Here is a 25,345-nt window from a genome sequence, read left to right on the forward strand (position 1 = left end):
CGATGAGTAAGCCGATAATGTACGTTATGTCAGATTAGATAAGTTCGCATGGCTCCCTGGAAAATAGATCGACACGTAAAAGTCTCCTGTACTTCCCTGATTTCCTGCAACGTTTAACGCACAGTGCTCTAAGCAGACCAGCACATAGAACACAAAAAATGGGCTTGCCTTTGGCAGCCAGCCCATTTTTAGTACTTTAAAATTTTACAGTTATAAACCCTGTGCATGCTGATATTCACGCTGTGCGCGCTGTGCTTCAATACGTTTGCGCTGCCTGAGCTCCGCAAGCTCATCAATAACGCTTTGGGAATGTACCCGGACACCGGTGTTCCTCATATCCACATAATCCTGCGCGCTAAGGTCATTTTCTACCTTATGCCAGATTGCCGCAACAGATACGCCAAAAACTGCCTGTCCTGAGCTCATCACATCCAGCATCTGGTGGTTATCCGTGCACTGCATAACACTCTCACCATCGCATACTATCATCATATGCTCCAGATCCGTAAGGCTGTACGCCATCAAAAAGGTAATAGCCTTATTAACATTCTGCAGGTTGACTCCTGCGTCAAGGAGACGTTTTGAAACCGAAAGGATCACAACATCGCGGAACGAATACAGGCGCCGTGACCCTGAACCGTGCGACGGCGTGATGGACGGTTCTACTATTTTCTTGCGGGCCCAGTAATCCAGTTGCCTGTATGTGATGCCCGCAACTTCTGCAGCTACAGGCCCTTTATACCCTTTAAGGTCTTCCTGCCGGTCAGCTGATTCAAACAGTTCCCCCTGGACAGCATCTTTCCCTGAAAGGTCTTTGCGGTCCTCAAGCCTGATGTGCAGGGACAGCTGCGGCTTATTATGCTCAGCCATACAAACCTCTATTCTGACGCCTTATGCAGGCATCCTGTATACGTAACTAAATTACCTACTTGTAGTTTATCCTCTTAATTGTGAAGGACTATTGGGCAATAACAGCAGACCTTGTGAAGAATACGAAACGGTACTTCCCTATCATAATTTCATCGCCATTGCGCAATACGGCATCGTCAACACGTTCCCGGTTCACGTATGTACCGTTCAGGCTTCCGCTGTCAGTGATGTGGTATCGCCCATCAACGCGGGTAAATACAGCATGCGAGCGGGAAACTGTACCGTCATCAAGCATAATATCCTCATGCGGGTCACGCCCCACACGCACTGTCTCCTCATCCAGCAGGTACCGGGATCCGGTGAGCGGTCCCCGCGTAGAGATAAGAAGCGCAGAAGCCGCATCAAGTTTGGCAATGGTTTCAATATCTTCTTTCGTAAGGGGGCGCTGTCCGGCAGTTGTAACCGGCGACATGTTGATTGCCGGCATCCCTATGCTTGTTGTTTCGCCTGCAGATGGTATTGGATCAGTCATACTTCTATTCTACCGTTTTCGCGTACTTATTCTGTTGCGGCCGTGCTGTTGCATTGATCACGACCTGGTCCGACTGTTCTACTTTAACTGTTGCACCGTACTGGACCTTGAGCCTGGAGCCAACCCCGCCCGCAATATCGATCGCATTCTGAAGTGTCGTGGAGCTTCCGATAGCTTTGATGACAAATGGGCTGCCAATAATAACGCCGTCGCATTCAAGCCCGTTCTCGGTATCTACCACGTAAGATGACGTGACTATCCGCACACCGTCGAATTCGATCACCTCGGCCCCTGCATTGCGGAGCTCTTCAATAACGCTGAACAGGATAGCGGAAGAAAGTTTCGTCTGCCCCTGCGTGATCGTGATGGTTATCCCCTGCCCCTGGGCGGGAAGCCTGCCCGAGAGTATCCCGTTAGTCTGCTCATTTTCCTTGGCAATACGGTTGATCTCTTCCTGTTTGTTGGCAGCCTTCTGAATAGCAGCCAGCTGTGCTGCGAGGGCGGATTTCTGTGCTTCCAGCCTGCTGATCTGGGTATTCGTTTCATCAAGCAGCCTGACCAGTTCGTCTTCACTCAAATTGGTATATGTAGTATCCGTATTGCGCCTCTGCCACATGTAGCCGAAGCCAAGGGCAGCCCCAAGGGCAAAGATTATGAATGATGCCACAACCTTATTCCGGGTTGTTTTTGATATCCTGGGGATCCGGATAAGGCGCCTTCTGGGTACCACTGAAAAAGCGCCTGTGGTTGCTTCCGCTTCGTCAGTGCTGCCTTCCGGGCTATTCGTTGCTTTGCTGCTGCCCGTTATCCCCTTGATACCTTTGGGGTCTTCTTCCGGAGCGCCCTGCCGCCCTGTACCCTGTGATGCCATAAAGCCTCTCTCCCCTATGCCCTGAAAATGTACCGGCGGATAGCAGATACATTGGAGAATATACGGATACCGAGTACGACGATTACTGCTGTAGTGAGCTGGGAACCGACACCAAGCTGGGAACCTAAAAATACCAGAAGCACTGCGGTTATAACATTAGCAATAAAAGAAATGATAAAGACCCGGTCGCTGAAATTACGCTCAAAATATGACCGGGCCGCCCCCAGGAGGGCATCAAGTGCTGCAACGACCATTATTGGCAGGTACGGCTGCAGCCAGATAGGGATATTAGGCTGGAAGAAAATCCCGGCCACAACACCAGCTATAAGACCCAGAATCGCTGCCATATCATTTCTCCTTTGCGTAATTGATCTTGACCATTCCTGCAGCCGGCAGCGTTAAACTCCGCTGACTGGAAATAGTAACCGATATGCCATATTTTCTCAGCATTTCATTGAACCTCGGATTATGCTCAGCGTCAACAGCCGCAGACAGTTCATGCGCATTCCCTATTGCCTCAATAGTATAGGGGCTTGTAATGGGTGTTGTCCCGATGAGGATATTATTGCCCGCCAGCCGTATGGAGCTCTGCAGCCCAAGCCGGATACCGTTGACCGCAATACCATCAGCCTTATATGCCCACAGCCTGGAGATGATGATCTGCATCTGCTCATCAGTGAGGGACTGTTTAGCCTGCCCTGCTGAAGTGCGGTTGCCGCCCTGGTCATCCGCTGAAGTATCAGAGGAAGGGTTGGTGATAACTATCCGTAATCCCGGCCCCTCAATCTTGGTCAGTGCGGCTGAGAAGTTATCTTCTTTCTGCCTCTGTGACAGCTCAAAATTATCTACAGATTCGGTAAGCTTGTTTAACCGCTGCTGCGCAGCAGTCACCTCAGCTAAAAGTTTTTTCTGGTGTTCGTTCGCATTGCTGACCTGCGCGCTGAGGGCACCCCGGACTTTCGCGCGAGTGTTCCTCTGCAGCAGTTTTACTGCCTGCGTGCCGACAACGCCAATAACAACACATAAAATAAAGCTGAGTGCCCGCATCACCCAAGTCCCGGCTTTCCCCGTACGTCTTGCGGTAAGCATCGAATCATCATACATCTGGTCCATGGGGTGGTTGATGAGATCATCAAGAAGCTGCGAAGAAGAATGGCGTCCGCCAGTATGCCCTGCCCCCATCGTATTCTCGCTGATTTCATAGCGGAGAAGGCCTGCGGCTGACGCAGAAAAGGCTGACCTTCTCCGGACTGCCTGTGAAACAGGAAGGAATGTTTGGAGACTGTCGATGTCCTCTGCAGCAGCATCAAGGTATATTGAATCGTCCCGTGGCTCGGCCGGCTGTATGAATAACGCAGTATCGGGCTCCCAGGGATCGTCAAAAAGCCCTTCGCCGGGTTTCCTCCTTTTAAGCCTGTTAGCCGGAAATCCGTCAGGATGCCGGGGCTTTTGCGGTTTCTGTGCAGCCATAGTCAGGACTGCTCCCGGACGCGCTGGATATGAAGGATGTCATACCCCTGCTTTAAATAGATAAGCCCGGCGACCCAGTAGAGTACGACACCCCAGATACTGCAGGCTACCGCTGCGAGATGGAGGGACGTGAAAATGTAACCCTGCCCCAGATCTGCTACTATCAGTGCGGGGATGGCAATCATCAGCAGCGCCGTACCGGTCTTTCCCGCAAAATGCACCGGCAGCGGGCCGTATCCAAACTGTGCGATAACGAGTACTTCAATAAGCATGACCAGATCCCTGAGCCCTATCGCAATAAGCAGCCACCACGGTAAAAGCCCGGCCATACCGAAAACGAGCACTGAGCAGAATATAAGGAGCCGGTCAGCCAGAGGGTCAAGCAGCTGCCCTATTTTGCTGATCTGGTGCATCCTGCGTGCGAGGAAACCGTCAAGCCAGTCAGATAACGCCGATAATGCAAGGATGATAAGGGCTGCCCACTTATGGTCAGTATAGAGCATATAAGCAATCAGAGGTATCGATATAAGGCGCAGCAGGCTGATGAAATTTGGTATAGTGAAAATAATGTCCCGCGGCCTGAGCTGCTGTTCATCGGCAGTATTGAGCCCGCTCTTATCCGTATCATGTGACCATTTCATCTGCAGTCGCTGCTCCCCAATAATTCTCAACTGATTTCAGATCTTTCTTTCTGTCCTAACCTCGGAATGCTTCCTGCGCTTTGTGCCGGATGGAGGCGATAGCATCTGCAGGGCTGTCAGCGCCATACACCGCTGACCCTGCAACAAGCACATTTGCACCTGCTTCTGCAACTATATGGGCTGTTGAAGGGCTCACTCCCCCGTCTACCTGGATATCGGTGCCAAGATGGCGTGATGATATTTCATCGCGCAGACGGCGTACTTTGCCCATCTGGTTAGCAAGGAATTTCTGGCCGCCGAACCCCGGCTCCACAGTCATAATAAGGACCATATCGAATTCTTCAAGTATGTCAAAAATAGGTTCCACCGGTTCCGCAGGACGGACGGCAAAACATGCTTTTACCCCCATATCGTGAAGCTGCCGGGCCAGCCGGACCGGCGCATGTGTTGCCCCCATATGGAACGTTACTGACTTTGCACCGCACCGGGCAAACTCCGGTGCCCAGCGGTCAGGGTCCTCTATCATAAGATGGACGTCAACTGGTATGGGTGATACTTCGCAGATCCTTTTGACTATCGGTTCGCCCAGGGTAAGGTTGGGGACGAAATGATGATCCATCACATCAACATGGACCAGGTCTGCGCTCCTGATGGCGTTCAGTTCGCTTTCCAGGTTCACAAAATCTGCTGAAAGTATACTCGGCGCAATTTGAATAGTCATACAGCTAATTCTAATTACTATGACCGACACGGCTATATGTTATTTTTGGGTTTCCGCGCCTTCATGGTCAGCTGTTTCTGTATCCGTGGCAGCATCTTTATCCTCAGCCTCTTTTTCAGCTTTTTTACGTGCCAGTACCCGCTCTTTGGCATGCTCGTATTCAGCCCTCCTGGCAGCGTACTCTTTGCGTTTCTGCTCCCGTTTAGCCTTGTTCTCGCTGTGGGCAGCTGCATTTTCCTCTTTATACCGGTTCCTGAGGTCTGAAGGCGTCATAGAGCCGCTTTGCACTTCCCCTTCAAGCTCTGTAACACTTTTGAGTTTTTCGGCAAGGGCGGAAGTCTTTGCTGAGTACCGCTGGATAAGGACGAATGCTACTGCCGCAGCGACGAAAACGCAGATGGATACCCAGATATTGACCCGCAGGCCAAGCACCTTTACCGCATAATCGATGCGCAGGGCCTCAATCCATGTGCGCCCGAGCGTATACCACATAACATAGAGGGCGAAAGTACTCCCTGCCCTGAAGCGTTTCTGTATGTGCCGGGTCATACCGATGAGGATCGCTGCCCCCATCAGGTTCCAGATCATTTCATAAAGGAAAGTCGGATGGAACGGGCCGTGGATGCCGCAGGAACCAAGATTATCATAGGATGAACTGGTTACAGTCAGGCCCCATGGAAGGTCTGTGCATGATCCGTAAAGTTCCTGGTTGAAGTAATTCCCTAAACGCCCGATCGCCTGGGCAATGAGCAGCGCCGGGGCAATAGAGTCTGCAAGGATAGCCATGGGATAATGCCTGTGCCTGCACCATGCCCAGGCCCCAAGGCCGCCCAATACCACAGCCCCCCATATGCCGAGCCCGCCGTTCCATATTTTGAAGATATCTGCAAAATGCCCCCCGGAACCAAAATACAGCTGCGGAGTTGTTATCACATGATAGAGGCGCGCCCCAATGATGCCGCACGGCACCGCTACGATAGCGGTATCAAAGATCTGGTCAAAAGTACCGCCCAGCTTTTTCCATCTGACAGTCGTGACCCATACTGCTGCCACAATAGCGATAAGCATAAAAATGGCATAGAACCGTATAGTCAGGGGGCCTAGTGAAAAGCTGAGAATAGGCGGTGATGGGATCGTCGATAACGTCATAGGTTTCCTCTTTAATCAAATACTCTTTTGTCACTACTGTACCGTATGGAGTACACCAGGATCTTTTACCCTGGCCGCCAGCTGCCCGCATGCGCCGTCAATATCTGACCCGCGTGTATCACGCAGTGTAGCGGCAATACCGGCATTATGCAGGATCTCCAGAAAGCGGGCTTCATCTTCAGGTTTTGAAGCAGTCCATCTGGACCCTTCAATAGGGTTGAGCGGGATAGGGTTAACATGCACCCAGTCGTCCCCATAATGGTTGAGCCGTTTGGCAAGGAGCCGTGCATGCCCGGCCTGGTCATTGATGCCTTTCATGAGGGCATATTCAATGCTTACGCGGCGTTTCGTAGCCATATAATAGTCGTGGGCAGCATCAAGGACCTGCGTCGTATTGAAACGTTTATTCATGGGCACGAGTTCGTCACGGAGCTTATCACTCGGTGCATGGAGGGAAACAGCCAGCCGTACGGGTATATGTTCATTCATAAGCTTTTTAATGCCGGGGACGATCCCCACTGTCGATACCGTGATATTGCGTGCTGATATCCCGAAACCATGCGGAGGCAAGGCGCTTATCTGCCTGATAGTTTTCAGCATGGCATTATAATTCCCCAGGGCTTCACCCATGCCCATAAAAACGATATTGCTCAAACGCACAGGTTCCCCGAGCGCCCCATCCCTTGCCTGTGCCGCTGCATACCGTACCTGCTCAAGTATCTCTCCGGCAGACATATTGCGTGTCAGCCCAAGCTGTCCTGTAGCGCAGAACGGGCAGCCCATACCGCAGCCGACCTGGCTGGAGATGCATAATGTTGTTCGCCTCGGGTATTTCATCAGGACTGATTCAATACGGGAACCGTCGAAAAGCTGCCATAGGGTTTTGATAGTTGCCCCGTTATCTGCAGTCTGCTCAAGCAAAGGGGTTATGAGATCGGGAAAGAAGCGCTGCTTCACGGTGCCGGCCTGGTCCTGAGGGAAATCACTGTAGCCTGCAACATCAGTAGTGTAATGGGAAAAATAATGTCTCGCCAGCTGGCCTGCCCTGAATTTCGGGTACCCCAGCTCTTTGACCGCTTCATCGCGTTCCCCATCAGACATATCCGTGAAATGTACTGGCGGTTTCCGTCTGTGCGCATGATGCTTAGACAGGACATCCCTGAAAGCCCCTGTGGTGCCGCCGGGTGTTATACCTGTTTCGGCAGACTCGCTGATATCGTCCGATAGTAAAGAAGGCATATGCATTTCTCCCTATAACCCGAAGAAGAATACAGTGAAGAAAGTCACAGGTGCACACATAAGGATGGAATCGACCCTGTCAAGCACTCCCCCGTGCCCCTTAAGAAGATGTCCCATATCTTTGATCCCCAAGTCACGTTTAAGCATGGATGCGCATAGGTCGCCGAACATCCCTGCTATGCCAAGCAGTATCCCCAGGATAAGAAGGATCCACCATTTGGATCTCAGCTCATCGATAGTATATGTGCACAGCCCTACAGCCAATGTCCCCACAACAGTAAACAGGACAGACCCGATCATCCCTTCGACTGTTTTATTGGGAGAGATGCGTTCAGACAATTTATGCCTGCCCAGCACAGCACCAAAAAGGAGCCCCCCGGTATCCCCCAGCGCCGGGATAAAAACAAGCAGGACAGCATGCGCAACATAGTGTTTCATTGTTATGGGAAGCACTATGAAACTTGCAAGGAAAGGTATATAGAATACAGTGAGTATTGAAGCGGCAATGTGGAGGTACCGCTGAGGCCTGGCAGCGTGCAGGTCGTCAACAGTAGCATCGTTCGCCATCCCTGTATTGATTTTGGCAAGTATTGCGCGCGCCGCCCGCTCTGAATGCTGCCGGTTGAAACTTGCAAATAGCAGGACAATAAAAAGCGTGATGATGATGCCGGTCACAGCCGCGGCGAAATGGTACCCCGCCGGCGCATAATAGCACCCTAAAAGTACCGCCGCAGAACATACCCATAAAGCGGCTACCGGTATCCGCAGACCTGCCACAGCGAAATCGATCCGCAGCTCCCACAGCCCGATCACCATGAATATAACGATCAGCCATATGAATGGCTGAGGGTTGAAAAGGAAACTGAGTGTTATGACCGTAATAAGAATAGCCCCCGTAGCTATCGCCTGAGGCATATTCCTGCCTGTCTTCCTGTTTATTGCGTTTACGGCCTCATCCAGGTCCGTAACGGCAGAGTGGTCATCCTTTGTCATGATTATCAGTACTCATTCAGGTTCGTTTTACAGGGCTGCAGCGCGCATGCTGCAGGGGTCATACGGACAGGATCTCTTTTTCCTTTGTTTCGAGGAGGCTGTCGATCTCATCGGAAGCTTTCTTTGTTACTTTCTCAAGCTCATTCTGCAGGCGCTTGCCTTCATCCTCGCCGTATTCGCCGCTTTTGGTGGAAGTATCGATACCTTCCTTGGTCCTGCGGCGGATGTTGCGGATAGCGATCTTGCCTTTTTCTGCAAATTCCCTGGCGAGTTTGACATAGTCCCTGCGGCGTTCTTCAGTAAGCTCAGGAAGTGTGACATGTATAACGTTGCCGTCACGGCGGGGGTTCACTCCGAGGTCAGAGTCGCGGATAGCTTTTTCAATAGCCGCGCACTGCGATACATCGAATGGTGTGACTGCCAGGGTACGGTTATCTGATACGCCGACAGAGGCCAGGGCTTTCAGCGGGGTCGGCGCACCGTAATAATCGACTGCCAGGCCGTTGAACAGAGCCGGGTTTGCACGCCCGGTACGGATCCCGACGAAATTCTCTTTTGTAGATTCGATAGTTTTTTCCATTTGCGACTGTGCATCTTCAACAACTGTTGCCATAGTATCTCCTTAAAATAGGTTATAGTTTATAAAACTTCTGTTATATGTCCTGTGCGGGCTGTCAGCAGGCTACGGCTGGCTATCGTGCGTAACCAGGGTGCCTAATGCCTCCCCATTGATGACGCGGGTAATATTGCCCGCAGTTTCCAGTCCAAACACACGTATAGGCATATTGTTGTCCCTCGCCATGGACAGTGCAGCGGCATCCATAACAGCAAGGTTATCTACAAGGGCCTTTTTGTAGCTTAGCGTGTGGAATAATGTAGCTGACGGATCTTTTTTGGGGTCTGCCGAATATACACCATCCACACCGTTTTTGCCCATAAGGACTTCATTGCATCCAATCTCCAGGGCACGCTGGATCGATACCGTATCTGTTGAAAAATATGGTAACCCTGCACCGGCACCAAAAATAACGACCCTCCCCTTTTCAAGGTGGCGTATAGCACGCAGCGGTATATAGGCTTCAGCGACCTGTCCCATTGTTATTGCAGTCTGGACGCGCGTTGCCTGGCCTTCCTGCTCAAGGAAATCCTGCAATGCAAGGCAGTTCATGACTGTACCAAGCATCCCCATGTAATCAGCACGGGCGCGCTCAAGCCCTGCCTGGCTGAGCTCTGCCCCACGGAAGAAGTTGCCTCCCCCAACAACAACTGCTACCTGATTGCCGTCTGCACAAGCCTGCCTGATCTCTCCGGCTATACGGCGGATAACAGCGGTATCTATACCCACAGATCCTCCGCCAAAAGCTTCTCCTGAGAGCTTTAGAAGGACCCGTCGTGCAGGGTGAGCATCCTTGCCTTGTGCCATGCGTACCTCCAAAATATTTCCCTACCATGCTACCTGAAATTCGCGACAGCAGCACGTGCCTGGTATATATAAGAAATGGGGCTGAAGCCTTCCAGCCCCAGCCCCATCCGATCATAAACTGACAGGGATCACTCAGCAGCCTCTTCAGCCTGCGGTCCTTTGCCCACTTCTACGCGGGCGAAAGCGAGCGCAGTCCCGTTTACGCTCCTGAACAGATCCGCAATCGTCCTGGAGGGGTCTTTGACATACGCCTGGTCAAGGAGGCAGACTTCCTTATAGAACGCCTGCAGGCGCCCTTCAACGATCTTGGGGACGATCTTTTCAGGCTTGCCCTCTGCCAGCGATTTCTCCGTAGCAACACGGCGCTCCGACTCTACGACATCGGCAGGGACATCCTCGCGCGACAGCCACTGGGGAGCCATGGCAGAGATCTGCAGAGCAGCTTCATGTGCTACCTCTGCACCGGCCTCGTCAGTTGCGATCATCGCTACGATTGATGGAGGCAGCTCGGCGGATTTGCGATGTGCATAAATCTCTACATGCGGCCCCTCAACTTTGGCTACCTGCCCCAGTTTTACGTGCTCATGGAACAGTGCGCCTGCTTCTTCAACAGTATCCTTGATCGTACCGGACTGCGAAGGTGCTGCAAGGGCTTCAGCTTCATTGGAAGCACCAGCCTTGACGACATCTTCAATGACCTCATCGCCAAACTCAACAAATTGAGGTGTTTTAGCAACGAAATCGGTTTCAGAATTAAGCTCAGCTGCGTAGCCGGCCTGGCCGGAAGCGGTGTCAGCTATGCGGGAAGCTACAAGCCCTTCCTGGGCTTTGCGGCCTTCACGGGCGCCGGCAGCTTTGATGCCGCGAGCGCGGATGATCTCCTTCGCACGCTCAATATCGCCTTCGGCTTCAGTAAGCGCTTTCTTGACATCCATCATGCCGGCGCCTGTAGCGTCGCGCAGTTCCTTAATAAGAGCGGCAGTAATCTGTGCCATTTTTACTCCTTGCGTTCACTTACAACAATGGTTTTATTCAGCTTCTTCAGCTGTATCCTCAGATCCGCTGTCCGGGCTGTCTTCCTCGGCCTTGGCTTCAGCCTCGGGAGCTTCCTGTGCTGCGGTCTCATGGGTAAGGAGTTCTGTCTCCCACTCAGCCATTGGCTGTGAAGATGACGCCTCCCCAGTGGCAGAACCGCCCTTGCCGCCTTTACCGGAGCGGGCCAGCAGGCCTTTTGCAACAGCATCGGCCATAAGGGAAGTCAGCAGTTCCACGCCGCGGATGGCGTCGTCATTGGCAGGGATAACATACTCTACAGCATCCGGATCACAGTTCGTATCAACAAGCGCAACTACCGGGATGCCCAGCTTATGGGCTTCTTCCACGGCAAGGGCTTCTTTATTGATATCAACAACGAACATTGCTGAAGGTGTACGGTTCATATTGCGGATACCGCCAAGCTGGCGGACAAGTTTATCTTTTTCGCGTTCAAGGAGAAGGAGTTCCTTCTTTGTCAGCCCGCTGGCATGGACATCGGAGAAATCCATTTCCTCGAGCTCTTTCATGCGGCTTACGCGCTTGGAGACTGTCTGGAAATTAGTAAGCATGCCGCCCAGCCAGCGTTCAGAGACATAAGGCATCCCTACGCGGGCAGCCTGCGCAGCAATCGCCTCGGACGCCTGCTTCTTGGTGCCTACAAAAAGTACCGTACCGTTATGGGCAACAGTTTCCTTGATGAAGGAATACGCAGCATCAATCATGCCCAGTGATTTGAACAGATCAATAATATGGATACCGTTGCGTTCCATAAGGATGTATTGTTTCATCTTAGGGTTCCAACGGCGAGTCTGATGACCAAAGTGAACGCCAGCATCAAGCATCTGGCTCATGGTAATTTGTGCCATGATATACCTTTCATTGTCGGTTATTGCCTGGCTATGCGTATCTGAGTGCAATTCTCACGAATCGACCGACACAGACCGTCGCCTGCATAGCGCGAATTTGCGTGCCGTAGACAATACGGATGGCCTTTGCATGTGCGACTATACTTCAGCCGGAAGTGGTGGCACGCCACAAAACAGTATACAGGCATATAGGTATAAGGGCAAAACTATGAGCCGCGGTGGTTGCGCATATAGCGGAGGGCCTGCCTGCGCTCATCGCTCTCAAGCCTGTCCAGATAAACATGCCCATCGAGATGGTCGCATTCATGCTGGATCATCCGTGCCATGATACCGTGCCCCTCAAGCACTACTTTATTGCCCTTAAGGTCGGTGCCCTCGGCTTTTGCATACTCAGCCCTGCGCGTTTTATACCAGAGCCCCGGAACCGACAGGCACCCTTCATCACCGTACTGCTCGCCTGATGTTTCCTTGATCACGGGGTTAAGGATATAGCCGATTTTCCCATCGATATTATAAGAGAAGGCGCGAAGGCTTACCCCTATCTGGTTTGCCGACAGCCCCGCGCGGCCCGGGTCGTCAACAGTATCAAGGAGATCCTGGATCAGGCGTTCCACTGAGGGGGTTATCTGTGTGATCGGATCACATGCTGTGCGCAGGACAGGATCAGGGACGACTCTGATTTCTCTGATAGCCACGGTACCTCATTTGCCTGTTTTCGATACGTCCTGCGGAGCGCTGTCAGAAACCTCTGCCGCATCTCCATCAGCAGCGGATGTGCCACTGGCAGAAGCATCTTTTGCACTATCTCTGGTAAGCTTCACATACTTCGGCACAGTTTCCGTCAAAGTATCCCTTGCTTTATTCCAGATCGGGTCTATTTTTTCCTGGACCTGCTTGAAGGAGCGCTGGGTAGACTCGGAAACGGTATCTGCAGCTTCCATGATCCTGGCCGTCGGAGCCTTGGGCATAGAGCTCGGTTTTGGCGCATAAATATCGTTATCTATAATGTCCTGGTATTTTTTCATAACTTCGCCGCGGACCACCTTCATGCTTGGTGTCAGCGTCTTATCATCCTGAGAGAAATCATTAGGAATGACGATGAACTTGCGTACCGATTCGGCACGGGAAACAGTAGAGTTGGCCCGGTCGATATACTCCTGGATATATGACCGGACAGCATCATCTGAGCCTGCAGTTTCCACAGTCACCTGGCCGTTGCGCCCCTGACCGGTAAGCCATGTCTCCAGCATGTCCGGGTCAAGCGTGACTAGGGCCGATATGAATGGGCGGCCGTCTCCAATGACCACAGCCTGGGAAACTATCGGGCATGTTTTGATGATATCTTCCATAGGCGCAGGGGAAACGTTCTTGCCGCCTGCAGTGATAATAACATCTTTCTTGCGGCCAACTATATAAATAAACCCGTCATCATCGATCTCAGCAAGATCCCCTGTCCTCAGCCACTTGTGGCCGGCACCGTCGAAAACCTCATCAGTACGTTCAGGGTCATTGAGATAACCGACAAAAACACTGGGGCCTTTGATCTCAAGCTCATCATCATCGGCAAGCCTGCAGGAGAACCCGGGGGCTACCATACCCGCAGAGCCGACACGGTTATGTATCTCTGAGTTGATAACACACGGGGCTGCAGTTTCTGTCATGCCGTAGCCTTGGATAAATGTGATGCCGTCGATCCCGTGGAAGAAATGCGCGAGGTCAATATTGACGGGCGCTCCCCCGCAGGCGAGGAAATGCAGTTTGCCTCCCATAGCGGAACGGATGGAATCCCCTACCGCACGTTCATAGAAAACATGCCTGCTCCGCTCATGCAGGGTGTGCTTCTTCCCGGCTTCCTCGTCCCTGGACCACTGGGTAAAATGTTTGACTGCGTTGGCGAATATTCTTCCCTTTACCCCGGCACCCGCCTTCTGGGATGCAGCATTGTAGACTTTTTCAAACACCCGGGGGACGCCAAGCAGATAGGACGGTTTGAATGTACGCATATCGCTCAGCAGGTGCTTGACATCAGACAGATACGCGACAACGCCCCTGTCACTGAAAATAGTTGAATACTGTATGTATCGTGCGAAACAGTGGGCCAGGGGCAGGAAAAGCAGAAGGCGTGTCGGATCACCATTAAGCATATGCGGCAGGATATTCGGCCCGTTAACAACGATATGGGCAAAGTTCGTATTGCTCAGCATCGCACCTTTAGGCTTCCCGGTAGATCCTGAAGTGTACACAATGGTAGCTATATCTGATCCGGTGACTGCATTGACCGCTTCATCAAGCCTATCCTGCGATACGCCTGTCCCCCAGTCTTCAATCGCATCCAGGCCATCTGTTTCCAGGTTGAATACGTACTGGACCGAATTGGCGGAGTTCGCGCGAAGACGCTCAAGTATCTGGGCGCGTTCTTCACCTGCGGTAAAAGCTATGGCCGGATGTGTTTCAGAAACAATATTCTCTACCTGCCCGGAAGAATCTGTATCATAGACCGGTACAGAAACAGCGCCCACGGCAGCGCAGGCGAAATCAACAACGCCCCACTGGTATGATGTCGGCGCATATATGAGGACAGTATCCGCCTTCTTAACGCCCAAAGCAATAAGGCCTCTAGCCGTTTTCTGCACTGCGTCAAGCATCTGTGCTGCAGTGACATACTCCCAGTCCCTGTTTTTCCCCTTCAGGTATGCAGCCAGGGGCTCATCCGGGTTTTTCTGTGCGCGGGCAGAGAGGAAAGAATAAATGGTATCTCTGTCAGTAACGACCGTGATATCGGGATACGTAAACTCTCGTAGCATATTTTCAGTTTACGCTATGGAGGGTATGAATTATGGTCAGCCTACGTCACACATAGTGCATATCCATTTCCCGCGCTGTTTGGAAATTACCAGGTTGCACCAGCATAGGTTAGGCCCTATCCCAAGCAGGATGGTTGCCTCACATGTTACGGGGCTGGTTGCCATAACGTATACGAAACGTGCGATAACAGGCATATGCCTGGTTTCAGCGGAATCAATGGCATCAAAATGCCCGGGATCGGAATATTTTTGTGCAAAGGCTTCGGTGATAAGCATTTTCTCTATAATTTCAGGGGACATCAGCCGGGTCAGCAGTTTCGGGCTGAGCCGCCCGCGCAGGACATCAATGCTCAGGCATGCGATATTACAGGCATTTATCGCGATTTTCCCGCATTCGGCCCGGGATATATCTTCCGGGACGCATCGTGCGATGTGGAATTTTATATTCGTCTTTGTAGCACCTGCTGTTTTTATGAACTCGAATGAACGGGGCTCCTTTTCGACGTTTTCCGCAGCCCCATATGCTGTAATGCTCCCAGGCTGCCGCTTTAAACCATGTGCATCACCACTACTGTCAGCCATTACCTTACCTTTCTTTATCCCAAACAAGCACAGTGGTTTACCGGACTCCTCCCTATTCCCTGTATGCTAATATCCAGCTTTATATTCGTACTCTTTCAGATTCGCCCTGCAAAGTCAAATTAATAAAAGAAAAGTGTGAATAACTCCCGGAGCTATCCACACTTATCCACAATATACGGTATATATGCGTTACGTTTACAGCATTTCAGGACTTCTCAGTTCGTCTCATACGGTGCAGCAATAATCGAACACTTCTGGAATTCACGGAGGCCCACATACCCTGACGATGCCATAGCACGTTTCAGTGCGCCGATATAATTCATAGTCCCGTCAGCAGTACTGCTTGGGCCGTACAATATCTCCTCCAGCGTGCAGGATGGCCGGAACTGCGTGCGGCGCCCGCGGGGAAGCTGGGAATGGGTGGCTTCATGCCCCCAGTGCGACCCATGCGCAGGCGCGGCAACAGCCCTGGCCAGGGGGTCCCCCATCATGACAGCATCCGCACCAAGGGCAAACGTTTTGACGAAATTCCCTGAGTTGCCAAGCCCCCCATCAGCTATAACGTGGACATACCTGCCGTCAGATTCCTCCATATAATCCTTCCGTGCAGCAGCAGCATCAGCAATAACTGTTGCCATAGGCACATGCATGCCGGTCACAGAACGCGATGACGACACGGCCGTCCCGCCGAGCCCGACAAGCACGCCTGCAGCACCAGTCCGCATAAGATGGATAGCTGCATGGTAGGAACCGGCGCCGCCCACGATGACGGGGACATCAAGTTCGTAAATGAGCTGTTTCAGATTCAGGGGCTTATGGCTTGCCGACACATGCTCGGCAGAAACCGCAGAACCGCGTATAACAAACAGGTCAACACCGGCATCAAGGACAGTTGAGTAAAATTCCAGTATCCGCTGGGGGGTGAGGGAACCTGCAACGGTAACGCCTGCATCGCGGATATCATGCAGCCGCCGGGTTATCAGTTCAGCTTTGACCGGTTCTGAATATATTTTCTGCAGATACGGTGTTATCTCATCCTGAGGGATGTCAGGGATCCTGTCCAGCAGCGGGGCCGGGTCATCATACCGTGTCCAGAGCCCCTCCAGGTCAAGGACTCCCAGGCCGCCCAGCTTCCCTATCTCGATAACGGTGCCGGGGCTCATTATAGAGTCCATTGGAGCTCCGATAACCGGTATGTCAAAACTATAAGCGTCTATCTGCCATGATGTATCCACATCTTCGGGGTCGCGGGTCCTCCTGGAGGGGACTACTGATATATCATCCAGTGAATAGCACAGACGCGCAGTTTTGCCTATGCCTACCTCAATTTCCTGCGTCATACTTCTAAGATTAAGGATTCCTTAAGACGATTTATCCGGATCCGATATGGCAGGGGAAGCGGAGCATGGCCTGTTCTTTCGGGCAGTTTAGGCATGACCCCGTATATCCTAGGACTAAAGGGTCTATGCGGAGGTTTGTTATATGGCCATGCTGGGCAAAAAGGCTCGACAGCTATGCGCTGTTCTTATCGTCACCATACTTGGCATATGGTGTGCCTCATGCTCTCATGGGACGGAGCCTGCACGCCAGGCTTTCGGCGATACAGCTGTTGGTATTTTTACGCCCCGTGACCCTATAAATATTGGGAACAGGCACTCGCCGAATTCATGGGATGCGCTGTACAGTGACATCCGGCAGGAACTCATGCAGCAGGGGTTCAGCGAATCGGCAATCAGCCATACCTCTTCTTCCGATATAGAGGAGCAGTCCCGTGAACTGTCCTCATACGTGAAGGCACAGGACGGTTCGCATAAGAAAAAGATCATATTCATAGCACCTGCGCAGGCAGAAAGCCCTCTGACAAAAGAGTATTCGCCGTATGCTGCGCAGCAGGAAGGTAATACTGGTACGGCCGTTTTGCGCCGCGCGCTTGATAAAGCGAGGTCAGCAGGTATCAGGACTGTCCTGTTCGGGAACACGGTCAAGGGCTTCACCGCAGATATACAGGTCCCCATGCTTACAGGCCGCGACGTAGGCAGGGTCCAGGCAAAGCAGCTTGTCAGCAAGCTTAAGCTTTCTGAAGCCTCTGCGAAGCATCCCGCCAGTATAGAAATACTGCTGCCCCTGGTGAAAGATAATGGCTTCACTAAAGAAACCTTCCAGGGGGTATGGGATATCCTCGGCCCTTATTATGCATCCGGAAGTGTTTACAGCCCTTCAGGCCTGCTTACTAAAAACAGCTCTGCGGAAGACTGGAAGAATGTAACTGTTGATGGTTCAGACCAAAGTTCCATAGCGGATGCAGTTACGGCACGGCTGGCAACACATGATAGCCGCCGCCACAGAAGGATAAACGGGATACTTGCCGTCAACGACAATACTGCTGCAGCTGTCATTAAAGCCCTCGGCCGCATGGGATACACAGGTTCAAGCGCTGATATCAACCCTCAGATATCAGTGGGAGGCGTTGTCAGGAACCTTACGGGCGGTACGACGGTAAAACGCCGGCCCGTCCCTGAACCGCTTGTCAGGGATGATAACGGAGCGGACAGCCCGGCAGACGACAGCCGCAATGCACGGGAGACAGCAGATTATCCCCAGTGGCCTATTGTCACAGGCTTTGGAGCGTATCTTTCCAGCCTTCCGGATATCGTCAACGGGAAACAGTGGTCAACAACTTTTATTGACCGCAAGGCTTATGCGCGTGATCTCGCCCAGATATGCGCATTCATTGCGCAGGATAAATCCCTGGGATACATTGCATCAGCAATGAAAAATGTGTCTGCAGGCAGTAGGCCGTCCGGCACCACGAAATCTGTTACCCTGGATGAACCGCTTCTTACCATAAGCGCTTCAAATATGAAAACAATACTTATCGATAAAGGGTATATAAAAGCTACGGATGCTGATCTGTAACTGTTTGCTGCGCCGCTCACGGGCTTTACGCTCCCTGCTGCCTGCCCCCTACCCTGCCAGGTAGCCTTATGGCCTGTGCCTGTCTTTCCGCAGAGGACGCGGCGCATAAATCACCGTGTCAATAAGCTTGCGGTAATGGTCTGTTATAACAGCCCGCTTTATTTTCAGGCTCGCGGTAAGCATCCCGTTATCCTGTGAGATCGTATCCGGTATAATCTCAAATTTGCGGATGGATTCTGCGCGCGATACCTGCGTATTAGCCTTATCGACTGCGCGTTTGACTTCAGCGCGGATAATAGGGTTCTTTGCGGCTTCATCGAGATCCGGTACTTCTGCCGCGCCCTGCCCTCTGAGCCAGTCATTGGCATCAGACAGATCAAGCGTAATAATCGCAGCGATGAAGGGCTTCCTGTCCCCTACTGCAACACAGTGGGCGACAACTGGTGAAGACATGACAGAAGCTTCAAGCATTTCTGGGGAAACATTCTTGCCGCCGGCTGTGATGATCATATCTTTCTTGCGGCCGGTAATCGTAAGGAACCCGTCATCGTCAATAGTGCCGAGGTCACCGGTGTGGAGCCAGCCGTCTGATATCTGCCGCTTCGTAAGCTCAGGGTTATTATGGTAGCCCCTGCAGATATCACGGCCCTTTATGCATATTTCACCATCATCAGTGATGCCTATGGAAATATCCTCCAGAGGAAGCCCGACCGTACCTATTTTATAGCCTTCCGCCGGGTTTACAGTGGCCGGCGCACAGGTTTCGGTCATACCGTAACCCTCAAGGATGGGCAGGCCTATGCCGTTGAAGAAATGCGTTATATCAGTATCCAGAGGGGCCCCGCCCGATATAGCATACCGGACACGCCCGCCGAATACATCCATGATCTGGGAGTATACGGCTTTATTGTAAAATGCATGCATCACCCGTTTGGGCAGAGGGAGATGCTCCCCCTGCTGCTGTGCACGGGACCATTCCCGGGCGAGCTTTGCGGAGTTGCTGAACAGTTTGCCCCTGAGCCCGGTCCCTGCTTTCTGCGATGCTGCGTTATACACTTTTTCAAAAATACGGGGTACGGAAAGGATAAACGTAGGCTTAAAATCCCGGAAATCTGTGATGACCGTTTTGAAATCATTGGAAAGGCCCAGCGTAATAGTGTTGCAGAAGCTGAAATACTGCATAAACCGCGCAAATACATGCGCAAGCGGCAGGAACAGCAGCAGGCGTGACCCTCCTTCCGCATGGCCGATCTCCTTGACCGACTGGTCGCCTGACTGTGCGACAAAGACGAAATTGGAATGGGTCAGCTCGATACCTTTAGGTGTCCCCGTAGACCCTGATGTATATACGATCGTTGCAAGATCGGATCCGGATACATTATTTTCAGCGGCCCAGAAATCTTCATCAGTTTTGCCTTTCCCAAACTCTTCAAGGATATCGATGACTGAGTCGCCGTCAGTATCTATAACGAATATCGCCTCCAGGGACGGGCATTCATCGGCCACGGTACTGGCCTTATGAAGCTGCTCGTCATTCTCGGCTATAACATACCTGACATGTGAATCATTCACGATATATTTGATCTGGGCCGGTGAATCCGTCTCGTAAATGGGGACAACTACACCGCCAATACTGGTGATCGCCGCATCAAGGCAGGTCCATTCCCACCGGGTGCGGGCAAGTATGGCTATAGCCTCCCCCTTCCTGAACCCCCTGGCCAGCAGCCCTTTGGCGACCGAAATCACTTTTGTTCGGAATTCCTCTGCTGTGAAATACTGCCATTCACCGTTATCGCCCTTATATCCTATAAGGTCATCTTCAGGATGGCTGGACGCCCTGCCGTCGAGCAGTGAAAAGATATTTTTATTGTCGTCAACAGCAGCAGTCAATGGACGTGTATATTCCTTAAGCATATATTTCTCCCGATTTGAGTTATTGCACCAGGCAACTGTGCAAGTACCCCTTTATTCTACACGCTGGTACGCAACAAATGCAGCGAGCACATAGAAAAAGCCGGGATATCATCCCGGCTTTAAGCGCTCCCGCAGCTGGGCTTGAACCAGCGACATTCTGATTAACAGTCAGACGCTCTGCCAACTGAGCTATGCGGGAATAGCGTGCGTATTGCACCGCACGAGATACTAATTATATGAGCGGGTATGGAGAAAAAGCGCGTGGATAACTTTTGGCGTGTCATTCATTTATGCACATCCCCATCCTATTTTGCGTATCTATCTGCATACTTTAACAATGGGATTATGACGTATGTAAAAAAATCGAAGCTCGCCGCTGCCGCTGCACCTGTACTGGCTGCACTCATCAGCATTATCAGCCTGCCAGGCTGTATGCTTCCTCCCGCTGCGTGTGCTGCGCCGTCCTGCACTGCAGGGTACGGATGGCCTGTAAAGGGGTACAGCGGATCCAGCCCAGAGATCATCCAGAGATTCAAGGCGCCGCCGAAGCCGTGGCTCAGCGGACATCGCGGAGTCGATATCAGGGCTGAACCGGGAACACGGCTATATGCGCCTTCGGATGGGATTATTTCCTTTGCAGGAATTGTGGCCGGGAAGAATGTGGTAAGCATCACCCACAGCAAAGGCCGTATCAGTACTTTTGAACCTGCACAGACCGGCCTTGCAGTTAAGACGCATGTTAAAAAAGGGCAGGAAATAGGCTGGGTCGAAGGCGGAAGCGACCACTGCCGGGATATATGCGTACAGTGGGGCATCAAAACAGGGGAAAAGTCCTATCTTGACCCTGAAATCCTGGTAAGTAGGAAAACAGTCGTCCTGAAACCTGTGGATGGAGGATGACCGCTGTTATGGACGAGCCTGGTGGGGACAGCACCTGTGCCGGAGCCCCACCGGAATGGCGTATCCCCTATCTGAGTACCAGCTGCGGCTGGGAATCGCCTGATACGGAATCTTTATCCACGATGACCCGTGAAACATCGTCACGGTCAGGCAGAAGGAACATAGTTTCCTGAAGTGTCTTTTCCATAATGGAGCGCAGCCCCCTCGCTCCCGTGCCCAGCTCAAGGGATTCCTGTGCTATGGCCCGCAGCCCGTCGTCAGTAAACGTCAGCTCAATACCTTCAACAGCAAACATTTTCCGGAACTGTTTAGTCAGCGCGTTGGCCGGTTCTGTCAGGATAGCGACCAGATCATCTATGCTCAAGGGGCTCAGTGTGCTCACCACCGGCATACGGCCTATGAATTCGGGTAAAAGCCCATATTCAGCAAGGTCATCCGGCGTAACGAAAGTAAGTATTTCATCATCGCTTTTATCCTGCATGCTCCAGTCAGTGCCAAAACCGGTTTCACGTTTCCCGAGCCGCTGCCGGATGATATCTTCCAATCCGACGAAAGCGCCGCCGCAGATAAACAGGATATCGCGCGTATCGATGTGGACCATCTCCTGGTCTTCATGCTTACGCGTGCCTTTAACAGGGACCGCAGAAACAGTCCCCTCAATGATCTTCAGCAAAGCCTGCTGCACGCCTTCACCGGACACATCACGTGTAATTGATGTATTCTCCCCCGATTTGCGGGCGATCTTGTCGATCTCATCAATATAGATGATCCCCCGCTGGGCACGCTGTATATCGCCATCTGCAGCCTGGATCAGACGCTGGAGCACAGTCTCCACATCATCGCCGACATAGCCGGCCTCTGTGAGGGTCGTTGCATCAGCAATAGAGAAAGGAACGTCCATAATACGGGCCAAAGTCTGCGCCAGATACGTTTTTCCAGTCCCCGTAGGCCCGAGGAGGAGGACGTTAGATTTGGAAACTTCAACATTTTCCAGGTCAGAATGCTTTTTGGACAATGTCCGCTGCAGTTTTTCCGCCGAATCTTCCAGCTCCATATTGATCCGTTTATAATGGTTATAAACAGCAACAGACAGGGCATGTTTCGCATCCTTCTGCCCAATCACATATTTATCAAGATGCCCGGCTATCCTGCCTGGGGAGATAAGGTCCAAGGCGTGCTGCTGCGCATCGGCATGGCGCTCATCGGAAACTATCTCGACACAAAGCTCAATGCATTCATCACAGATGGCTACGCCGTCCCCTGTGACCAGCTTGTTGACCTGGAGCTCAGTTTTCCCGCAAAAACTGCAGCGGGGCATATCGTCGTTGTAATCAATTACCTGCCCCATACAGCACCAGGTCTTTCTTCTGCGGAAGCAATATCCATTCTCCCGATTTTACCGTACCCCTTAACACCGTAAGCCCTTCCCACGCATCCGCAGTGATATGGTATTCATCAATACGGCGATAAAAAAGCCCCTCCCTTTAGGAGAGGGGCTTTAAGGCCAGCCAGGCCAAGCCAGCTTATTTGCGGTGTTCAAGGACAGCATCAACCATGCCGTATTCCTTAGCCTGCTCAGCAGTCAGGATCGTATCCGTTTCAATATCCCGACGGATACGCTCGACATCCTGCCCGGTGTGCCTGGCGAGGGTCTCCTCAAGCCATTCACGCATCCGCAGGAGTTCCTTTGCCTGTATCTCGATCTCAGTCGCCTTACCGTAATCCTGCCCCATTGCCGGCTGGTGGATAAGCACGCGTGCATTAGGGAGCATCAGGCGCTTGCTCTTAGTGCCTGCAGCAAGGAGGATAGCCGCAGCAGAGGCCGCCTGCCCGAGGCATACGGTCTGCACATCCGGCTTGATGTATTGCATGGTGTCATAGATGGCAGTCATGGCAGTCATGGAACCGCCCGGCGAATTGATGTACAGGATAACATCGCGGTCAGGGTCCTGGCTTTCAAGCACGAGGAGCTGGGCCATAATATCATCTGCCGATGTGTCATCGACCTGTACCCCCATAAAAATGATCCGGTCCTCAAACAGCTTTGTATAGGGGTCGGAACGTTTGTATCCAAACGATGTTTTCTCCTCAAACTGCGGCATCACGTACCGCGCCTGAGGCATGCCTGCCGTTGTTGTGCCGGACGGCCCCGCAAGCCGCTGTGCACGGGCGATAAACTGTGCTTCTTCAGATGCCATATCTACTCACCCTGCCTTTCTGCAGTGATGGATCCAGGAGTCGTAACGATCTTGTCTACGAATCCATACTCCAGAGCCTGCTGGGCTGTGAACCAGTGGTCATACTCGTTGTCGCGGTAGATCTCTTCCACGGTATGCCCGGTCTGCTCTGCAGTAAGCTCAGACATTGTTTTTTTCATATCCATGATCAGTTCCGCATTGATGCGTACATCTGTTGCGGTACCGCCAACGCCGCCCGACGGCTGATGCATAAGCACACGTGCATGGGAAGTGATGAAACGCTTCCCCTTTGTCCCGCTGGAAAGCAGGAACTGCCCCATAGATGCGGCCATACCGACAGCTATAGTTGCTACGTCAGGTTCGATCAGCTGCATCGTATCATAGATCGCCATCCCGGCAGTGATGGAACCGCCCGGCGAATTGATATACAGCCAGATATCTTTTTTAGGGTCTTCGGCGGCAAGCATAAGCATCTGCGCGCAGATCACATTCGCATTCTCATCTTTGACTTCAGACCCAAGCCAGATGATACGGTCTTTAAGAAGCCTGTTAAAAATGGGATCCCCCGCAACGGGGATATCCCCCTCTTCCATACGGGGGGAAACCGGCAGATTAGTCGTCACTTGATCTCCTTTATACCAATAAATTCTGCAGTTTTAAGAATACCTTTGCTGACAGACTGCATAACTGTTTTGTGCAATAAGCATAAAATTGAGCCCGCCCATATCAACTTTGAAACATCATGTGGGATATGGCACGGGAAACCATGCCTGCTCAGGCCTGCTGATCCCGTATCGCAGCAGGCGCCTCCGCTGCTGAGCCGGAGTCGGGTAAGAGGCCTTCTTTTCCTGCTGCCTCTGCTCTGCACAACCTATGTAAGCGGGATGATGGCAGCCATGATGACACCAGCATAGACAAGGCCACAGCGATACCTACCGGGATAATAAAGGATATGCTGGCATGCGTTATTTCAAGCATGAAAACAGAAGCCATCAGAGGAGCCTTCTGCGAAGCTGCAAGGAATGCTGCGCTCACAATAAATGCACACGCTCCTGCCGTTACATTAGGGAACAGATAAGCCCATCCCATGCCGGCGATAGCGCCGATAGCACCACCAACGGCAATCGCAGGGGTGAGCACGCCGCCGGATGCGCCTGACCGTATCGTAAGTACAGTGAGGGATGTCTTCACAGCTATAAGGATCAGGAGCAGAGGTATGGCAGCAACGGAAACTGAATTATATGCCGTCTGCGCCATAGCCCGCCCGTTCCCCATGACCTGAGGGAGCCAGACAGCGGCAACCCCTGTCAGCAGGCCTGCGAGCGGGAGCATCCATAATACCCGTGAGGTACGTTCACTGTTGGTATTTGCCCATTGCGTCAGAAGCCGGAAAACATATCCGCATATACCTGCTACAGGGCCCATCACAACGGCGAACAGAATGATCTGCCATGATACAGTAAGCCCGGTTACGCTGTAGAATACTGAAGTTCCTTTAAGAAGCCCTCCGATGAATGCCGCGACAGCACTTGTCCCAAGCGCAGCCGCAGCAACTATAATATCTGTATCTGCCAGAAGCACTTCAACTGCAAAGAACATTCCGGTCAAAGGGGCATTATAAACGCCAGCAAAACCGGCTCCGGCGCCTACCGCAATAATAACAGCCATGTCATTCCTGCTGAGGCGAAACCTTTGAGATAATTTCTGCCCAAGCATGGCGCCAAGCTCCCGCGGTGCAGTTTCCCGCCCTACAGACATCCCCGCCCCTACGATGACGATCTGTGTAAGAACATGGATAAAGGTCCGGCCCGCCGGCATGGCAGCCCCGTGGACAGCGCCTGAAACTGAAGGTATGCGTGAGCGCCTGCGGATAAGCCACCAAATCACCGCTGCAAAGATAGATATACATGCTGCGCTGGCAAGGCGCCTCCACCAGGGGGAGCCAAAAGGCGTAGGGTCATGAAGGCTTTCAGCAGCCCCAAGGATATATTGCTGGACAAATTCCAGAAGGAAAGACAGGCCCGCAGAGCACAGGCCGATAATACTTCCCAAGCCGAAAATGACGAAAACCAGGAACCGCCACTTTTTCGGCGTAAAAATAGATACAGGGACAGAGTCCCCAGCGGGATCCGAAGTATCAGAGTTGCTCATAATAAAGGCATCCATATTAAATGAAAAGCCCGGCGGATCGGGCTTTTCATTTATACTTCCTGAGCCGGCA

The 25,345-nt window shown here is 52.1% G+C and carries 25 protein-coding genes and 1 tRNA gene; 2 read left to right on the forward strand and 24 right to left on the reverse strand.

Annotated elements, in window-relative coordinates; translation table 11 throughout:
• Positions 1-210: 210 nt before the first annotated feature.
• From ABKA16_RS03235 to ABKA16_RS03320, 18 genes are all read right to left on the reverse strand, one after another.
• Entirely contained in the window at positions 211-870 is a 660-nt protein-coding gene (locus ABKA16_RS03235) for a MerR family transcriptional regulator (RefSeq protein WP_380998808.1), read from the reverse strand.
• An 88-nt stretch (positions 871-958) separates the two neighbouring features.
• A complete protein-coding gene (locus tag ABKA16_RS03240) occupies positions 959-1,402 on the reverse strand; it encodes an FHA domain-containing protein (RefSeq protein WP_380998806.1) in 444 nt (147 codons plus the stop codon).
• 4 nt (positions 1,403-1,406) lie between these two features.
• Positions 1,407-2,273: a DUF881 domain-containing protein gene (locus ABKA16_RS03245; protein WP_380998803.1), complete on the reverse strand. Its 867-nt coding sequence runs from the start codon at positions 2,271-2,273 to the stop codon at positions 1,407-1,409.
• A 14-nt stretch (positions 2,274-2,287) separates the two neighbouring features.
• Positions 2,288-2,620, reverse strand: a complete 333-nt coding sequence (locus ABKA16_RS03250) for a small basic family protein (RefSeq protein ID WP_007147243.1) — start codon at positions 2,618-2,620, stop codon at positions 2,288-2,290.
• A gap of 1 nt (position 2,621) precedes the next feature.
• Positions 2,622-3,743, reverse strand: a complete 1,122-nt coding sequence (locus tag ABKA16_RS03255; RefSeq protein WP_380998800.1) for a DUF881 domain-containing protein — start codon at positions 3,741-3,743, stop codon at positions 2,622-2,624.
• A 2-nt stretch (positions 3,744-3,745) separates the two neighbouring features.
• Positions 3,746-4,384, reverse strand: coding sequence for a CDP-alcohol phosphatidyltransferase family protein (locus ABKA16_RS03260; protein ID WP_380998798.1), 639 nt, complete (start codon positions 4,382-4,384; stop codon positions 3,746-3,748).
• A 55-nt stretch (positions 4,385-4,439) separates the two neighbouring features.
• On the reverse strand, positions 4,440-5,105 hold the full coding sequence (gene rpe / locus ABKA16_RS03265) for a ribulose-phosphate 3-epimerase (protein WP_380998795.1): 666 nt from the start codon (positions 5,103-5,105) through the stop codon (positions 4,440-4,442).
• A gap of 39 nt (positions 5,106-5,144) precedes the next feature.
• On the reverse strand, positions 5,145-6,254 hold the full coding sequence (gene lgt, locus ABKA16_RS03270) for a prolipoprotein diacylglyceryl transferase (RefSeq protein WP_380998791.1): 1,110 nt from the start codon (positions 6,252-6,254) through the stop codon (positions 5,145-5,147).
• A 33-nt stretch (positions 6,255-6,287) separates the two neighbouring features.
• A complete protein-coding gene (rlmN, locus tag ABKA16_RS03275) occupies positions 6,288-7,493 on the reverse strand; it encodes a 23S rRNA (adenine(2503)-C(2))-methyltransferase RlmN (RefSeq protein WP_380998788.1) in 1,206 nt (401 codons plus the stop codon).
• 12 nt (positions 7,494-7,505) lie between these two features.
• Complete coding sequence (locus ABKA16_RS03280; protein WP_380998786.1) at positions 7,506-8,486, reverse strand: phosphatidate cytidylyltransferase; 981 nt, start codon at positions 8,484-8,486, stop codon at positions 7,506-7,508.
• Positions 8,487-8,544: 58 nt separating this feature from the next.
• A complete protein-coding gene (gene frr, locus ABKA16_RS03285; RefSeq protein ID WP_380998784.1) occupies positions 8,545-9,099 on the reverse strand; it encodes a ribosome recycling factor in 555 nt (184 codons plus the stop codon).
• 69 nt (positions 9,100-9,168) lie between these two features.
• A complete protein-coding gene (gene pyrH, locus ABKA16_RS03290) occupies positions 9,169-9,909 on the reverse strand; it encodes a UMP kinase (protein ID WP_007147235.1) in 741 nt (246 codons plus the stop codon).
• Positions 9,910-10,037: 128 nt separating this feature from the next.
• Positions 10,038-10,904, reverse strand: a complete 867-nt coding sequence (gene tsf, locus ABKA16_RS03295; protein WP_380998782.1) for a translation elongation factor Ts — start codon at positions 10,902-10,904, stop codon at positions 10,038-10,040.
• 33 nt (positions 10,905-10,937) lie between these two features.
• Entirely contained in the window at positions 10,938-11,810 is an 873-nt protein-coding gene (rpsB, locus tag ABKA16_RS03300; RefSeq protein ID WP_380998779.1) for a 30S ribosomal protein S2, read from the reverse strand.
• Positions 11,811-12,016: 206 nt separating this feature from the next.
• On the reverse strand, positions 12,017-12,505 hold the full coding sequence (locus ABKA16_RS03305) for a peptide deformylase (protein ID WP_007147232.1): 489 nt from the start codon (positions 12,503-12,505) through the stop codon (positions 12,017-12,019).
• Between the two features lie 6 nt (positions 12,506-12,511).
• The gene (locus ABKA16_RS03310; RefSeq protein WP_380998776.1) at positions 12,512-14,614 is read right to left on the reverse strand and encodes an AMP-dependent synthetase/ligase; all 2,103 of its coding nucleotides are present in this window, start codon (positions 14,612-14,614) and stop codon (positions 12,512-12,514) included.
• A 36-nt stretch (positions 14,615-14,650) separates the two neighbouring features.
• Positions 14,651-15,196 (reverse strand): Rv3235 family protein, encoded by a 546-nt coding sequence (locus ABKA16_RS03315; protein ID WP_007147230.1) that lies wholly within the window; start codon positions 15,194-15,196, stop codon positions 14,651-14,653.
• 215 nt (positions 15,197-15,411) lie between these two features.
• Positions 15,412-16,536: a GuaB3 family IMP dehydrogenase-related protein gene (locus ABKA16_RS03320; RefSeq protein ID WP_380998772.1), complete on the reverse strand. Its 1,125-nt coding sequence runs from the start codon at positions 16,534-16,536 to the stop codon at positions 15,412-15,414.
• A gap of 142 nt (positions 16,537-16,678) precedes the next feature.
• Here ABKA16_RS03320 and ABKA16_RS03325 point away from each other — a divergent pair, with 142 nt between their 5' ends.
• Positions 16,679-18,112 (forward strand): hypothetical protein, encoded by a 1,434-nt coding sequence (locus ABKA16_RS03325; RefSeq protein ID WP_380998771.1) that lies wholly within the window; start codon positions 16,679-16,681, stop codon positions 18,110-18,112.
• 66 nt (positions 18,113-18,178) lie between these two features.
• Here the strand turns inward: ABKA16_RS03325 and ABKA16_RS03330 are convergent, their stop codons facing one another.
• Positions 18,179-20,026 carry an AMP-dependent synthetase/ligase gene (locus ABKA16_RS03330; RefSeq protein WP_380998769.1) on the reverse strand — a complete coding sequence of 616 codons (1,848 nt, stop codon included), beginning with the start codon at positions 20,024-20,026 and terminating at the stop codon, positions 18,179-18,181.
• Between the two features lie 126 nt (positions 20,027-20,152).
• A tRNA-Asn gene (locus tag ABKA16_RS03335) sits at positions 20,153-20,225 on the reverse strand.
• A 146-nt stretch (positions 20,226-20,371) separates the two neighbouring features.
• Between ABKA16_RS03335 and ABKA16_RS03340 the strand changes: the two genes are divergently transcribed.
• On the forward strand, positions 20,372-20,926 hold the full coding sequence (locus ABKA16_RS03340) for a M23 family metallopeptidase (RefSeq protein ID WP_380998767.1): 555 nt from the start codon (positions 20,372-20,374) through the stop codon (positions 20,924-20,926).
• 67 nt (positions 20,927-20,993) lie between these two features.
• Here ABKA16_RS03340 and clpX read toward each other — a convergent pair whose 3' ends face one another.
• The 4 genes from clpX to ABKA16_RS03360 all read right to left on the reverse strand — a co-directional run bounded on the left by clpX (position 20,994) and on the right by ABKA16_RS03360 (position 25,275).
• Entirely contained in the window at positions 20,994-22,274 is a 1,281-nt protein-coding gene (gene clpX / locus ABKA16_RS03345; protein ID WP_380998763.1) for an ATP-dependent Clp protease ATP-binding subunit ClpX, read from the reverse strand.
• A 175-nt stretch (positions 22,275-22,449) separates the two neighbouring features.
• The gene (locus ABKA16_RS03350) at positions 22,450-23,124 is read right to left on the reverse strand and encodes an ATP-dependent Clp protease proteolytic subunit (protein WP_380998760.1); all 675 of its coding nucleotides are present in this window, start codon (positions 23,122-23,124) and stop codon (positions 22,450-22,452) included.
• 2 nt (positions 23,125-23,126) lie between these two features.
• Positions 23,127-23,717, reverse strand: a complete 591-nt coding sequence (locus ABKA16_RS03355; protein ID WP_100214497.1) for an ATP-dependent Clp protease proteolytic subunit — start codon at positions 23,715-23,717, stop codon at positions 23,127-23,129.
• 181 nt (positions 23,718-23,898) lie between these two features.
• Complete coding sequence (locus ABKA16_RS03360) at positions 23,899-25,275, reverse strand: chloride channel protein (protein ID WP_380998757.1); 1,377 nt, start codon at positions 25,273-25,275, stop codon at positions 23,899-23,901.
• Positions 25,276-25,345: the final 70 nt, after the last annotated feature.

This window comes from Scardovia wiggsiae (assembly GCF_051045985.1).
GTDB lineage: Bacteria > Actinomycetota > Actinomycetes > Actinomycetales > Bifidobacteriaceae > Scardovia > Scardovia wiggsiae.

Bases quoted from the DNA above. Each gene is read 5' to 3' on its own strand.
- ABKA16_RS03235 (WP_380998808.1), bottom strand. From the start codon at position 870: ATGGCTGAGCATAATAAGCCGCAGCTGTCCCTGCACATCAGGCTTGAG.
- ABKA16_RS03240 (WP_380998806.1), bottom strand. From the start codon at position 1,402: ATGACTGATCCAATACCATCTGCAGGCGAAACAACAAGCATAGGGATG.
- ABKA16_RS03245 (WP_380998803.1), bottom strand. From the start codon at position 2,273: ATGGCATCACAGGGTACAGGGCGGCAGGGCGCTCCGGAAGAAGACCCC.
- ABKA16_RS03250 (WP_007147243.1), bottom strand. From the start codon at position 2,620: ATGGCAGCGATTCTGGGTCTTATAGCTGGTGTTGTGGCCGGGATTTTC.
- ABKA16_RS03255 (WP_380998800.1), bottom strand. From the start codon at position 3,743: ATGGCTGCACAGAAACCGCAAAAGCCCCGGCATCCTGACGGATTTCCG.
- ABKA16_RS03260 (WP_380998798.1), bottom strand. From the start codon at position 4,384: ATGAAATGGTCACATGATACGGATAAGAGCGGGCTCAATACTGCCGAT.
- rpe (WP_380998795.1), bottom strand. From the start codon at position 5,105: ATGACTATTCAAATTGCGCCGAGTATACTTTCAGCAGATTTTGTGAAC.
- lgt (WP_380998791.1), bottom strand. From the start codon at position 6,254: ATGACGTTATCGACGATCCCATCACCGCCTATTCTCAGCTTTTCACTA.
- rlmN (WP_380998788.1), bottom strand. From the start codon at position 7,493: ATGCCTTCTTTACTATCGGACGATATCAGCGAGTCTGCCGAAACAGGT.
- ABKA16_RS03280 (WP_380998786.1), bottom strand. From the start codon at position 8,486: ATGACAAAGGATGACCACTCTGCCGTTACGGACCTGGATGAGGCCGTA.
- frr (WP_380998784.1), bottom strand. From the start codon at position 9,099: ATGGCAACAGTTGTTGAAGATGCACAGTCGCAAATGGAAAAAACTATC.
- pyrH (WP_007147235.1), bottom strand. From the start codon at position 9,909: ATGGCACAAGGCAAGGATGCTCACCCTGCACGACGGGTCCTTCTAAAG.
- tsf (WP_380998782.1), bottom strand. From the start codon at position 10,904: ATGGCACAGATTACTGCCGCTCTTATTAAGGAACTGCGCGACGCTACA.
- rpsB (WP_380998779.1), bottom strand. From the start codon at position 11,810: ATGGCACAAATTACCATGAGCCAGATGCTTGATGCTGGCGTTCACTTT.
- ABKA16_RS03310 (WP_380998776.1), bottom strand. From the start codon at position 14,614: ATGCTACGAGAGTTTACGTATCCCGATATCACGGTCGTTACTGACAGA.
- ABKA16_RS03315 (WP_007147230.1), bottom strand. From the start codon at position 15,196: ATGGCTGACAGTAGTGGTGATGCACATGGTTTAAAGCGGCAGCCTGGG.
- ABKA16_RS03320 (WP_380998772.1), bottom strand. From the start codon at position 16,536: ATGACGCAGGAAATTGAGGTAGGCATAGGCAAAACTGCGCGTCTGTGC.
- ABKA16_RS03325 (WP_380998771.1), top strand. From the start codon at position 16,679: ATGGCCATGCTGGGCAAAAAGGCTCGACAGCTATGCGCTGTTCTTATC.
- ABKA16_RS03330 (WP_380998769.1), bottom strand. From the start codon at position 20,026: ATGCTTAAGGAATATACACGTCCATTGACTGCTGCTGTTGACGACAAT.
- ABKA16_RS03340 (WP_380998767.1), top strand. From the start codon at position 20,372: ATGACGTATGTAAAAAAATCGAAGCTCGCCGCTGCCGCTGCACCTGTA.
- clpX (WP_380998763.1), bottom strand. From the start codon at position 22,274: ATGGGGCAGGTAATTGATTACAACGACGATATGCCCCGCTGCAGTTTT.
- ABKA16_RS03350 (WP_380998760.1), bottom strand. From the start codon at position 23,124: ATGGCATCTGAAGAAGCACAGTTTATCGCCCGTGCACAGCGGCTTGCG.
- ABKA16_RS03355 (WP_100214497.1), bottom strand. From the start codon at position 23,717: ATGGAAGAGGGGGATATCCCCGTTGCGGGGGATCCCATTTTTAACAGG.
- ABKA16_RS03360 (WP_380998757.1), bottom strand. From the start codon at position 25,275: ATGAGCAACTCTGATACTTCGGATCCCGCTGGGGACTCTGTCCCTGTA.